Raw genomic sequence first — 12,587 nt, 5'->3', positions numbered from 1 at the left:
TGACGTGGTGCTGTTCTTCCCACCCTCGCAGGCCCGAGGAGCCCCCAATGCAACTCGCCGCGATCATCGTGTCGCTGGTGCTGACCGTGGTCGGCGTCGCGCTCATCTCCCGAGCCGTCGTCGAGATCTACCGGTTCGTGAAGCTCGGCTCACCCGTACCGGCCGGCAGTCGCACCGACGACCCCAGGGCGCGCACGGTCACCCTCGCCAAGGAGTTCCTCGGCCATACGCGGATGAACCGCTGGGGCGTCGTGGGCTTCGCGCACTGGTTCGTCGCGATCGGCTTCCTGACGCTCGGGCTGACGATCGTCAACGCGTACGGCCAGCTCTTCCAGGCCGACTGGATCATCCCGTACATCGGCACCTTCCTTCCGTACGAGGTCTACATCGAGTTCATCGCACTCGCCACGACCGTAGGCATCCTCGTACTGATGGCGATCCGGCTGCTGAACCTGCCCTCACGGGCCGGCCGCAAGTCCCGCTTCACCGGCTCCAAGGCCTGGCAGGCGTACTTCGTCGAGTACGTGATCCTCGTCATCGGCCTCGCGATCCTCACCCTGCGCGGCCTCGAAGGCGCCCTGCACCACGTCGACAGCTACGACCCCGCGTACTGGGCCTCGTATCCGCTGGTCCTGGCCTTCAAGGGGCTCAGCCTCGGCACGCTCCAGAACCTCGTCTACCTGACCGCCATGATCAAGCTCGGCGTGACGATGATCTGGGCCATCACCATCGGCCTCAACACGAACATGGGCGTCGCCTGGCACCGCTTCCTGGCCTTCCCGAACATCTGGTTCAAGCGCGAGGCCGACGGCGGTACGGCGCTGGGCGCGCTGCGCCCGATGGTCTCCGGCGGCAAGGAGATCGACTTCGAGGACCCGGGCGAGGACGACGTCTTCGGTGTCTCGCAGGTCGAGCAGTTCTCCTGGAAGGGCATCCTCGACTTCTCCACCTGCACGGAGTGCGGTCGCTGCCAGTCGCAGTGCCCCGCCTGGAACACCGGCAAGCCGCTCTCGCCGAAGCTCCTGATCATGTCTCTGCGCGACCACGCGCACGCCAAGGCGCCGTACCTGCTGGCCGGCGGCGGCAAGACGGCAGAGGGCGAGGAGAAGGCGTCAGCGGAGCAACTGGCCGGGGTGCCTGCGTCCGCCCTCGCGGAGGCCGAACGCCCGCTGGTCGGGACGCTGGCCGAGAACGGTGTCATCGACCCCGACGTCCTCTGGTCCTGCACCACGTGCGGCGCGTGCGTCGAGCAGTGCCCGGTCGACATCGAGCACATCGACCACATCCTCGACATGCGCCGCTACCAGGTGATGATCGAGAGCTCGTTCCCCTCGGAGGCCGGGACGATGCTCAAGAACCTGGAGAAGAAGGGCAATCCATGGGGGCTTCAGAAGAAGCAGCGCCTGGAGTGGACCAAGGAGATCGAGCGGGAGGCCGGCTTCGAGGTGCCGGTCGTCGGCCGGGACATCGAGGACCTCTCCGAGGTCGACTACCTGTACTGGGTCGGCTGCGCCGGCGCCCTTGAGGACCGCGCCAAGAAGACCACGAAGGCGTTCGCCGAACTGCTGCACATCGCCGGTGTGAAGTTCGCGATCATGGGCGGCGACGAGAAGTGCACGGGCGACTCGGCCCGCCGCCTGGGCAACGAGCCGCTGTTCCAGCAGCTCGGCCAGGAGAACGTGGCGATGCTGAACATGGCCTACGGCGAGTCCCTCAACGAGGACGGCGGGGTCGACCCGGAGACCAGGAAGCCGAAGTCCTCGAAGAAGATCGTCGCGACCTGCCCGCACTGCTTCAACACGATCGCGAACGAGTACCCGCAGCTCGGCGGCGAGTACGAGGTCATCCACCACACCCAGCTGCTCCAGCACCTCGTCGACGAGGAGCGGCTGATCCCGGTGACCCCGGTCGAGGGCCTGATCACCTACCACGACCCCTGCTACCTGGGCCGGCACAACAAGGTCTACACACCGCCGCGCGAGATCATCGCGAAGGTGCCCGGCCTCCGTAACGAGGAGATGCACCGCCACAAGGAGCGCGGCTTCTGCTGCGGCGCGGGCGGTGCGCGGATGTGGATGGAGGAGCGGATCGGCAAGCGTGTCAACGACGAGCGTGTGGACGAGGCGCTTTCGCTGAATCCGGACATCGTGTCGACGGCGTGCCCGTTCTGCCTCGTGATGCTGACCGACTCGGTCAACAGCAAAAAAAACGACGGCAAGGCGAAGGAATCGCTCCAGGTCGTGGACGTGGCGCAACTGCTGCTCGACTCGGTGCGGACGCCTGCGGACCCGGAGGACTCCGCGGAACCGGCGGTCGAACCGGAGCCGGAGCCGGCGACGTAACGCCCTCCTTACGGAGGACGCGAAGGCCGAACATACGGAGGACGCGAAGGCCGGACCTGCCTCGGGGGCGGGTCCGGCCTTTGCCGTCTCCTGAGCCGATCGGCCCGTGATCGCGATCGGTCCGTTTCCTTACCGCGACGCGCGAACTGGAGCATCATGTGGCAGCGAATGTCAGGTGACCGGACAGAAGTAGGTGGATGAGGTCGTGCGCATACGTACCGGCGCGTCGACAGCGGTGATGGCCGGTGCCGGCCTCTGTACGGCGCTGACCCTGCTGCTGGCGGGTTGCAGCGGTTCCGGGTCGGAGGACAAGCCGGGCGGCGGCAGCGGCAGCGAGGCCAAGAACGGCGACACCGCGCCCCTGTCCGGCGCCGCCTCCGTACCGAAGCGCCCCGTCCCGCGCGGCGACGGCAGCGACGTCCCGGCCGACTTCAACGGCGACGGCCACCGCGACCTCGTACTGAACGACCTGGTCAAGGCCCCCGACGCCGTCCAGGGCGACGACGCGGGCATCGGCATCGTGTACGGCTCCGGCTCACCGCGCGGTGTCGACCCCGCCGTACGCCAGACACTCACCCCCGCCGCCAACGGCGCGGCCACCGACGGCGTCCTCCCGGCCGCCTTCGACGCGGCGGCCACCTGCGATCTGGACGGGGACGGCTTCGCCGACCTGATCGTGAGCACGGACCCGCCGTACGACGGCCAGGGCCGCCCGCCCGTCCCCCTCCAGCTGCTCTTCGGCGGCCCGGACGGCCTCACGGGCAAGGCCGTGGTCCTGAAGATCCCCGCGAAGGCGCGCTTCGGCAACGAGTGGCCCGACCACCCGGTCTGCGGCGACTTCAACGGCGACGACAAACCGGATCTCGCCGTCTCCGCGAGCGCCGGCCAGGTCAGCTACCTGCGCGGCCCGTTCACCCGCGCGGGCGCGCCCCGCGCCGCGGCGGAACCGATCCCCGGCGGCGGCCCGGTCCTCTACGCCCCGGCGGGCAAGGCGGACACGGACGGCGACGGCTACGACGACCTGGTGCACGCCACCCGCACCCACGAGCCCGGCAAGGCCGCCAAGGGCGAGCTGATGCCGGGCGGCCCGCAGGGACCGGGCGGGAAGGGCGGCACGTACGCCTTCAAGGCCGTCGGACTCCCGCCCGCGCCCAACCTGCCCGGTGCGGGCGGAAAGACCACGACGGACCTCCTGGAGTCCGCGGACTTCACCGGCGACAAACGGCCCGACGTACTGACCCGTACGCACCAGGGCGAGGAGAAGGATCTGATCGCGCTGTACCCGTCGGGGAAGGACGGGAAGGCGGCCGAGCGCCCGGTGATCAGCTTCAGTACGTCGATCTTCCTCAAGTGAGGGGATCCAGCCCCCACTCGCCCGGTGCGGCGGGCCCCCCAGGGTTCCCTTAAGGGATGTCACAGCTCGGCCGCAAAGGCTGGCCTGTTCCAGCTCCTCCAGCCCCGCGCCCGCCCGAAACGGGTACGTTCGGTGACGTGGCTGGATTCAGGATCGGACGCGGCCGGGACAACCGCACACGTCAGCAGGACCCGCAGCAGCAGCCGTACGGACGGCAGGCGGCGCCCCCTCCGCAGTACGGAGGCGGGCAGCCGGCACCCCCGTACGGCCGGCAGCCGCGCCCTCCGCAGCAGCAGTGGCCCCCGGCGGGCGCCGGACACCCCGGCCCCTCGCAGGGCGGCTACGGCTACCCCGGACCGGGCGGACAAGGCGGCGGGCCCGGGGGACACGGCGAGCCCGAGTACTTCGGCGACCCGTACAACCAGCAGCACGCCGGTGGCGGCGCGCACGACCCGTACGCCAACAACCCAGGCCACACGCAGCAGTTCAGCGTGGACGAGCACGGTTACGGCGACGGCGCGACGTACCACGCGGGCTCCGCACCGGCCCCGGCCGGCCCGCGCCTGCACTGGAAGCAGCTGCTGACCGGCATCGTGCTGCGCCCCAACGGGACGTTCTGGCAGATGCGCGACTACGCGGTCTGGGGCCCGGCGCTGGTCGTCACGTTCCTCTACGGGCTGCTCGCCATCTTCGGCTTCGACGGCGCCCGCGAGGAGGCGATAAACGCCACCCTCTCGACGGCCGTCCCGTACGTCCTGACGACCGCCGTCGCCTTCGTGATCGGCGGTCTGATCCTGGGCGCGGTGACCCACACGCTGGCCCGTCAGCTCGGCGGCGACGGCGCCTGGCAGCCGACGGTCGGCCTCTCGATGCTGATCATGTCGATCACAGACGCCCCGCGCCTGGTCTTCGCGCTCTTCCTGGGCGGCCAGAACTCCCTGGTGCAGATGCTCGGCTGGATCACCTGGGTCGCGGCGGGGGCGCTGTTCACGATGATGGTGAGCCGGTCGCACGACCTCCCGTGGCCGAAGGCTCTGGGTGCGTCGGCGATCCAGCTGATCGCGCTGCTGTCGCTGATCAAGCTGGGCACGATCTGACGACTGGGCCCGCCACCGGGACGATGGCGGGCCCACCGTCGCTCAACTTCTCAAGCTCAAGCGTCGAGAACTTGCCCGCCCCGGCGCACGACGGGGGCTTCCACGCTCCAGGGGAAATTGATCCACTCGTCGGTCCGCTTCCAGACGTACTCGCATTTCACCAGCGAGTGCGTCTTCTCGTATATGACGGCGCTGCGGACCTCGGCGACGTGATCGAGACAGAATTCATGGACGAGTTTGAGCGTGCGCCCGGTGTCGGCGACGTCGTCGGCGATAAGGATCTTCTTGTTGGAGAAGTCGACGACATTCGGTACGGGTGCCAACATGACCGGCATTTCGAGAGTCGTACCAACGCCGGTGTAGAACTCCACATTGACCAGATGGATGTTCTTGCAGTCGAGCGCGTACGCGAGCCCGCCGGCGACGAAGACCCCGCCGCGGGCGATGCTCAGGATGACATCGGGCTCGTACCCGTCGTCGGCCACGGCCTGCGCCAACTCCCGTACGGCTAGCCCGAACCGCTCATAGGTCAGATCCTCCCGTACATCACCCACTCTTCTCACACCTGTGTCCGGTGGAAATTCAGGAAGGAGCGGGAGGCGGTGGGCCCGCGCTGCCCCTGATAACGCGACCCGTAACGATCGGACCCGTACGGAAACTCCGCCGGCGAACTGAGCCGGAAAAGACACAACTGCCCGATCTTCATGCCGGGCCAGAGCTTGATGGGCAGCGTCGCGAGATTCGACAGCTCCAGGGTCACGTGCCCGGAGAAACCGGGGTCGATGAACCCGGCGGTGGAGTGCGTGACGAGCCCCAGCCGCCCGAGACTCGACTTCCCCTCCAGCCGGGAGGCGATGTCGTCGGGCAGCGAGATGACCTCGTACGACGAGGCGAGCACGAACTCCCCGGGATGCAGGATGAACGCCTCGTCCCCGGCCGGCTCGACCTTGCGGGTCAGATCGGTCTGCTCGACGGCGGGGTCGATGTGCGGATAACGGTGGTTCTCGAACACACGGAAGAACCGGTCGAGCCGTACGTCGATACTCGACGGCTGCACCATCGATTCGTCGTAAGGGTCGATACGTACGCGCCCGGAGTCGATCTCGGCCCGGATGTCCTTGTCAGAGAGAAGCACGCCCCGAGGATACGCAGAACGCGCGGACCCGCCCCACTCGGGCAACCCCGCGCGCCCCTGCCGACCACCTACGTCAGCGCCGCCCGACCTCCACGGGCACGGCATGCCGCAACCGAGCACAACGCGGACACCGAATCAACCGCCCGGGGCCGAGCCGCCCGGCGTCAAGCTGCTGCATCGGGAACGACGTAGTACTGAACACATGCCCTTCGGCACAGCGGACGACGGTGCGATCCATCAAGTCCATCAGGTCCCTTCCCCAAGAACGCGGACGAACCCACACATTAGGGGATCAGCAAGACACCCGCCGAAGCGGCACTCCGATGACGGAGGCTACCCCCAACTCCCGGGACGGAGGGCCACATCGAGCGACTGGAGTCGGCAATGGGGTAGAGTGTCCACGGAAGCGCCACTGATCATGGCGATTCGCGCGGGTGTAGTTTAATGGTAGAACATGAGCTTCCCAAGCTCAGAGCGCGAGTTCGATTCTCGTCACCCGCTCCACGACGAAGGCCCAAGTCAGCGACTTGGGCCTCCTTTGTTGCCTAGACCATTTTCCGGCCGCGTGCCATTCGCGTGCCACAACGACCCCTCCGACCAGCCCGAACGGTGCTGCCGAACCTCCTCAGGCGTCGCCTGACACTCCGTCGTCTCATTGAATGAGACGCACTTCGAGTGACCTGCATCACAGGAGATGGGTCGGGGTGGGTTGTGCGGGGGCGAATCCGCTGCGGGGCGACTGCTCTTGTCGTCGTCACTCTGCGGCAGGAGGAGGCAGTCCTTCGGACTACCGGCGACGAGCGGCCTGTGCGCCGGGTCCCTGCGGGCGTGGCAGGAGAGGGTGAATGGTCGCGCTTCCGCTGCCCCTCTGCTGGGTCGGCTGTGTCTGGCGGCGGACGTCGTGGTCGATGTCGGCGGCGAGCCGGCGCTGGTGCTCCTTGGTGGAGTGCTGGTAGATGAGCTGTGCCTTCTCGGAGGACTGGCCCGCGCGGACCATGAGGTCCTTCAGCTTGGCCCCGGTGTCGGCGGCGAGGGTGTTGCCGGTGTGCCGCAGATCGTAGAAGCGGAAACCTTCAGGCAGGCCCGCCTGATCCCGGGCTCTTCGCCACTTGCGCCCGAAGGTCGTACCGCGCAGGGCCGCGCCCTTCTCTCCGACGAACACCAGCCCGTCGCTTCCCGGCTCGGCGAACCATTCCAGGTGACGGCGGAGGTCTTCGTACAGGAAGGCGGGCAGGGCGATCTCCCGTTTGCCGGCACGGGACTTGGGGTCACCGATAACGCGGTGTCCGGTGTTCAGCTCGGGCGCGGCACGGCGTACCCAGAGGGAACCCGCGTCGAGGTCGATGTCCCCTCGGCGCAGTTCGGCGAGTTCCTCAGGGCGCATCGAGGCGAACGCGCCGAGGAGGACCATCAGCCGCCAGCGCAGGCCGATGACATCGGCGACAGCGAAGACCTGGGCCACCGTCGCGACGGGACGTTCGTCGGCTTCTTCGCGTCCCGCGCCGCGGATACGGCACGGGTTCTTGCGGATCATGTCGTCGTCGACCGCGGTCTCCATGATGGCTTTCAGCAGCCGGTACGACTTGGCGACCGTGGTCCTGCCGGTGGCCCGCAGCCGCTCCGCACGCCAGGACCTGACGCGGGCCGGACTGATGGCGTTAACGGACAGAGCCCCGAACGTCGGCTCCAGGTGGAGTCGCAGGAGTCGGCGGTACAGCTCGTCCGTGGTGGGCGCGAGGCCCCGTTCGTCGATCCAGCGGGTGGCGTACTCGGCGAACAGCACCTCGCCGTCGGCCGGGTCGATCCAGTCGCCACGCGTCTGGTCGGCCTGGATCTGAGCGAGGAAGACCTCGGCGTCGCGCTTCGTCTCGTACGTATCCGGGGCTGGGCGCAACACGCCGTCGGTGCCCGGGTACCGAGCCTGGTACCGGCCGGACGGCAGCTTGCGTATCGCGCCGAAGCGGCGACGCGAAGCCCCACGGGCGCGGGCGGTCAAGCCACTCTCCCGTGACGGGACCGCGCGCTGCGGACGGGCTCGATGGTCCGCTCGTCCACGTAGGCGCGAAGGACGCTCTCGGCGATGCGGACGTGCTTGCCGACCTTGACGTAGCGGATACGGCGCTCGTGGATCAGGCGGCGTACGAACCGCTCGCCGGTACCGAGCCGTTCGGCGGCATCGGACACGGTAAGGAGGCGATCGGGTTCGTTGCTCACCTCCTTCCAGGCAGCGGTCCGGGCGGAGGGTCCGCGCGAGGGCATGGCGGAGCGGTGCAAGAACGTTCCTGTTCCGGCGCGCGGGACTGGCATCCCTGGGCGGCGCCTTGGGTGTTGATCGCGGAAGGGCGGGGGGAGGCAGTGCCGGCCCGGCTAGGGGTCGGTCGGCTCCCGCAGCGGTGCGGAGGGCGAGACGCGCAGCGCGACCGCAATGACGACGAGGGCGTCGATACCGGGGCGTCGTGGGGTGCGTTCGATGCGGCACACGGCGGTGTTGGCCACCGGGCGACCCAAAGCGGTTGCCCGGTAGGCGAGTTGATACTTGTCGATGCCGTGCCGGGTGCGGAGGAATTCAATGATGGGGTCCACCCCGGATTCCTGGCCGACCTATTGCGAGCGGTCTGATTTCCATAGCCAAATTTGCACCTCGCGTTCGCCGGTTTCGTGAACCGGCGTTCTGCGGCTATGTTGCGCCCCGTTTCACCGCCACAGGGAAGTTGAGCGGGATGCCCGGGGGCGAAGTGCGGATGTCGGCGGCAGGCGTCAAGGCGTGCTCTGACGTGGGGTTGTGTGTTGTAGCTCGGGTCGCGGCGGCTGTGCAAGGTTTCCGCGATGTGATGCTTCTGGCTTTGCCGGTGCGCGGGCTTTTTCGTCAACCGGCGATTCGGGTCTACCGTTAGAGAAAGACCCCGCAGCAAGTGTTCGCCGACAGCTGTGCGCTTTCTCCGGTGAATGCTGGACTTGTGCGGCGCGGGTGTGGCTTCTTGGATTCGCCCGCCCGGAAATGAGACCGGCTCCCGGCACGCTGAGCGCCGGGAGCCGCCAAGTCCCCTGCCGATTCGCCCTTCCGCGACGAACACAACGGTGCGCCATGGGTGCCAGCCCATTGGCCACCGGGTGAGGAACCTCCATGCCCGACCATACGGCCCAGCCCGCCGTAGCCGCCTCCCATGCCCCGAGGCCGAGCCAGCCGCCTGGTCCCACCGCAGCCGGCCGCCGGGGCGGCCGATGAGCAAGGACGCCCGTGAGTGGGTGTGGGAGCACAGCTCCAGCCGGGGAACCGCGCGCCTGGTTCTGCTGTCGATCGCCGACCGGGTGCCCGACGAACAGTGCGTCGCCTGGGCCTCGATCGCCTCTCTCATGCAGCGGACAAACGCGAGCCGCAACGCCGTGCGCAGCGCTCTGGCCACCCTCGTGAACAGCGGCGAGCTGCAGACGCTGGACACCTTCATCGGCCCGCAGCGCAGCACGGTCTACCGGCTGCCGGGCACCTCCGCCCAGCTCGCGAAGGCCGCTGCGTCCACGAAGGACGACCCCGAGGCGATTGTCGAGCCGCCGACCGCCTCCGATCCGGTGCCTGAGCTGGACGGAAATCGGCTGCGGAGACACGGAATCCGGCCCAGGGACGGGTCGGATCCCGACCCCCGGAAGGGTCAGAAACCGGCCCCCAGAACCGTAGTGAACCGAAGGTGAACCGTAGGTACAGCAGCAGTGGTGCCGCCGCCGTTGCCTCGGCCAGCGAGTGGCATGCAGATCCGGACACCCACATCTGGGCCCGGCAAGAGGGCCACCTCGACCGCCTCGGCGAACAGGGCCTCGCCGCCGCCGACGCGAAGTGGCGTGCGCACCGTGCCGGATTCCAGCCCCGCACGGCAGGAGCGTGGGCGGCCGACTGGCGGTCCTGGAAGCCCGCGAGCACAACCCCACCCCCAACCTCAGCCGCCCGAGCCTCTATGCCCTGCCAGGCAACGGCCCCACCGGCGGCGGGCTGACCAGGGTTGAGGCTCACACCGCCGCCCTGCGCGCCGCGCTCGACGAGCCGAACGGAACGGAGTAGCACGTGATTCCCAACGAAGTCGGCGCTCTGCTGGCCTACCTCGGCCGGCTCGACCCGCGCCTCATCCGCACCGGCACCGGCGAAGCCCGCGACCAGATAGCCCAGTGGCACCACCTGCTCGGCGACGTGCCCCTGGAGACCGGGCACGGATGGGACACCCGCCTCATCGCCCGGGAACACATCCTCAACTCGCCGTACCCGATCCTCCCCGCCGACATCGCCCGCCGGTGGAACGCCTACCGCCGCGACCGCCTCCACCGGCACACCGACCCCACCCCGACCGCCGACCCGGACGACCAGGCCGCCTGGACCGCCGAACTGGCCCGCACCAGGCGCGCCGTGGCAACCGGCAGCGCGCAGCCCGCCCAACACCGGGCCCTCACCGGCGGGCGGGCGCGTCCCGACCTGGAAGCGCGGCTGCGGGAGATCGGCTCGTGCATACCCCCGCACGTCCGCACACAGCTGGCCACCTACCGGCCCACCCGCGCAGCACGCGAGGCGACCATCGCCGAAGGCTGGCCGGATGCCCTCGGTGTCCAGTGCGAGTGGTGCCACGCCGCCGAGGGGCTGCCCTGCCGCAGCAGGCGCGTCGGCCCCGACGGCGGAGCCAGGGGCAACGTCCCCCGGACCACACCCCACCCGAGCCGCCTCGAATCCGCCGCCGCGCAGCACACCCAGCAGCCCGCAACGGCCTCGGAGCGCCCGAGGCCAAGCTCGACAGCCAGTCGACCCGCGCCCAACGGGCGCGATATGGAAGGGCCGGTGACCCGCCCCCTGTCGGCCGACGCCGCGAACTCCCTCCTCAGAAAGGCCGCATGAGCAACCTCCTGCACTCAGGCTCGATCACCGACCTGCTCACTCTTCTCGCGGTCGGGATCGCGGTGACCGGTGTTCTGTCCCTCGCGGCAGCAGGGTGGACAAGCCGTCGGCGAGCCGCACGCACCCCGCGCCGACCCGGCAGCCCGGCGGTGAAGGTCGCCGCGCTCGCCGCGGTCGGCTGCACCGCCTACAGCGCCGACACGAGCTGGCGGTTCGCCGCCGACTATCTCGACATGGCCGGCACCGTGGAGCGGGCCATGATGTTCGGCGCCGCGGAACTGGCCCTGTTCGCGACCGCCCTGATGGCCCGCCAGAACCTCGCCACCCAAGGCGCACCCGGGCTTCCCGGCAGCCTGGTCTGGGTCATCACCGGAGTACAGATCATCCCCGCGTACGCCGAGTCCGGACCCGTTGGCGGCACCGTACGGGCCTTCGTCGGACCCGTCATGGCCGCCATGCTCTGGCACCTCGCCATGGGCATCGAACTGCGCCTACACAAGCCCGACGCCACATCGCAAGGTCTCCTCGCCACCCTCGGACGCGAAGCACGCGAGCGCCTCCTCTCACGCCTGGGCATCGCCGCCCGCGACCGCGACGCCGCGCAGATCACCCGCGACCGCGCCACCACCCGCGCCGTCACCCTCGCCACCCGCCTCGCCGAACACACACCCCAGCAGCGGCAACGGTGGCGCGGGAGGAGACTCGCACGCCGCCTGTCCAAAGCAGTTGGACGCGCCGCAGTCGGCACCGACCCCGCCCAGCGCGCGCAGCTCCTCGACCAGCTCGCCGCCAGACGGCACGCACACGCCCTCGCCACCGTCCCCCTCCCCTCCCCCTGGACCACCGGGCACGACGAACCGGCTGATCCGAGGTCAGGCACGGTTCCCTCAGCGCAGGCCCAAGCCCCCTCGGTCCCCGGCGACGGTCCCCGCACGGATACCGAACCCGACGGGGACCGAGAGGGGACCGAACGGGGACCGGTCCCCGAAAGCCGGCACCAAGACACGGGGACCAAAGCCGTCGAGCCGGGGACCGAGACGAGCAGCGGAGCCGTCGAGCCGCAGCCCAACGAGAAGCCCAACAGCCCATCGGGGACCGAGCGTTTCGCGGGTGAAATGCCTGCTCACACCCCCCAACCGCACCGGGGACGGAGCGGGACCGAGTCGGGGACCGTACCCACCGGGGACCGGGCACCGAGCGGGACCGGGACCGTACCCACCGGGGACCGGGCACCGAGCGGGACCGGGACCGTACCCACCGGGGACCGGGTACCGAGCGGGACCGACACGGGGACCGGGATCAGCTCGGGGACCGGGACCGACGCGGGGACCGAGCGTGGCGGGGACCGGGGCCGTGTTGGCTCGGTCCCCGCGCGGCGGAAGCCGAAGGGGAAGCGGAAGCGGACCCGTGCACACCAGGCGAAGGGCGCGTCGAGGGAATCGGCGCTGCCGGTGGAGCAGCTCGTCACGAGGGTCAGACCCCATGTTCCGGCCCTCCTGGAGCGGGACGGCAACGAAACCGTCAACCGGGTCCAACTGCGGGAAATCCTCCGCCAGGAGGGTCTGAGAGGCGGCCGGAACGACCGTCTGGGCCTCGTCCTGCAAGAACTGCGCACCGAGACCGCCAACTGACATCCGACAACCACGCACGACAAGGAACCCCATCCGATGACACACCCGCAGAAAACCCCCGCCCACGAGCCCGGCCAGGAGGACCCCAACTCGACCTCAGGCGGAGCAAGTTATCGCGTGAGCATTGCTGCCGATGGCAGCAATGCTCACGCATCTCC

At 69.3% G+C, this 12,587-nt stretch carries 12 protein-coding genes and 1 tRNA gene; 8 read left to right on the top strand and 5 right to left on the bottom strand.

Annotated elements, in window-relative coordinates:
* Window positions 1–47: 47 nt before the first annotated feature.
* The 3 genes from ACFWV8_RS15225 (at window position 48) to ACFWV8_RS15215 (ending at window position 4,793) form a co-directional block, all read left to right on the top strand.
* Window positions 48–2,342, top strand: coding sequence for a heterodisulfide reductase-related iron-sulfur binding cluster (locus ACFWV8_RS15225; protein ID WP_384201251.1), 2,295 nt, complete (start codon window positions 48–50; stop codon window positions 2,340–2,342).
* 238 nt (window positions 2,343–2,580) lie between these two features.
* Window positions 2,581–3,696, top strand: coding sequence for an FG-GAP repeat domain-containing protein (locus ACFWV8_RS15220; RefSeq protein WP_384201503.1), 1,116 nt, complete (start codon window positions 2,581–2,583; stop codon window positions 3,694–3,696).
* Window positions 3,697–3,833: 137 nt separating this feature from the next.
* Complete coding sequence (locus ACFWV8_RS15215) at window positions 3,834–4,793, top strand: Yip1 family protein (protein WP_384201248.1); 960 nt, start codon at window positions 3,834–3,836, stop codon at window positions 4,791–4,793.
* A gap of 56 nt (window positions 4,794–4,849) precedes the next feature.
* Here ACFWV8_RS15215 and ACFWV8_RS15210 read toward each other — a convergent pair whose 3' ends face one another.
* A complete protein-coding gene (locus tag ACFWV8_RS15210) occupies window positions 4,850–5,347 on the bottom strand; it encodes a phosphoribosyltransferase (RefSeq protein WP_384201245.1) in 498 nt (165 codons plus the stop codon).
* A 5-nt stretch (window positions 5,348–5,352) separates the two neighbouring features.
* Window positions 5,353–5,928: a dCTP deaminase gene (gene dcd, locus ACFWV8_RS15205; protein WP_189111071.1), complete on the bottom strand. Its 576-nt coding sequence runs from the start codon at window positions 5,926–5,928 to the stop codon at window positions 5,353–5,355.
* A 430-nt stretch (window positions 5,929–6,358) separates the two neighbouring features.
* Here dcd and ACFWV8_RS15200 point away from each other — a divergent pair.
* Window positions 6,359–6,432: transfer RNA gene (locus ACFWV8_RS15200), tRNA-Gly, on the top strand.
* A gap of 283 nt (window positions 6,433–6,715) precedes the next feature.
* Here ACFWV8_RS15200 and ACFWV8_RS15195 read toward each other — a convergent pair.
* The 3 genes from ACFWV8_RS15195 to ACFWV8_RS15185 form a co-directional block, all read right to left on the bottom strand.
* Window positions 6,716–7,924, bottom strand: a complete 1,209-nt coding sequence (locus tag ACFWV8_RS15195; protein WP_384201241.1) for a tyrosine-type recombinase/integrase — start codon at window positions 7,922–7,924, stop codon at window positions 6,716–6,718.
* Complete coding sequence (locus ACFWV8_RS15190; RefSeq protein ID WP_384201239.1) at window positions 7,921–8,142, bottom strand: helix-turn-helix domain-containing protein; 222 nt, start codon at window positions 8,140–8,142, stop codon at window positions 7,921–7,923. Before ACFWV8_RS15190 ends, ACFWV8_RS15195 begins: the two co-directional genes overlap by 4 nt.
* A 153-nt stretch (window positions 8,143–8,295) precedes the next feature.
* Window positions 8,296–8,511: a DNA-binding protein gene (locus tag ACFWV8_RS15185; RefSeq protein WP_384201236.1), complete on the bottom strand. Its 216-nt coding sequence runs from the start codon at window positions 8,509–8,511 to the stop codon at window positions 8,296–8,298.
* A gap of 639 nt (window positions 8,512–9,150) precedes the next feature.
* Here ACFWV8_RS15185 and ACFWV8_RS15180 point away from each other — a divergent pair.
* The 4 genes from ACFWV8_RS15180 (at window position 9,151) to ACFWV8_RS15165 (ending at window position 12,429) form a co-directional block, all read left to right on the top strand.
* A complete protein-coding gene (locus tag ACFWV8_RS15180) occupies window positions 9,151–9,615 on the top strand; it encodes a helix-turn-helix domain-containing protein (RefSeq protein WP_384201232.1) in 465 nt (154 codons plus the stop codon).
* Window positions 9,616–9,802: 187 nt separating this feature from the next.
* On the top strand, window positions 9,803–9,979 hold the full coding sequence (locus ACFWV8_RS15175) for a hypothetical protein (RefSeq protein WP_384201229.1): 177 nt from the start codon (window positions 9,803–9,805) through the stop codon (window positions 9,977–9,979).
* Between the two features lie 3 nt (window positions 9,980–9,982).
* Entirely contained in the window at window positions 9,983–10,798 is an 816-nt protein-coding gene (locus tag ACFWV8_RS15170) for a hypothetical protein (protein WP_384201226.1), read from the top strand.
* Entirely contained in the window at window positions 10,795–12,429 is a 1,635-nt protein-coding gene (locus ACFWV8_RS15165; RefSeq protein ID WP_384201223.1) for a hypothetical protein, read from the top strand. Before ACFWV8_RS15170 ends, ACFWV8_RS15165 begins: the two co-directional genes overlap by 4 nt.
* The last annotated feature ends 158 nt before the right edge of the window (window positions 12,430–12,587 follow it).

Source organism: Streptomyces sp. NPDC058665, from assembly GCF_042714995.1.
Taxonomy (GTDB): Bacteria; Actinomycetota; Actinomycetes; order Streptomycetales; family Streptomycetaceae; genus Streptomyces.
This window is presented reverse-complemented; position numbering and strand designations above follow the sequence as displayed.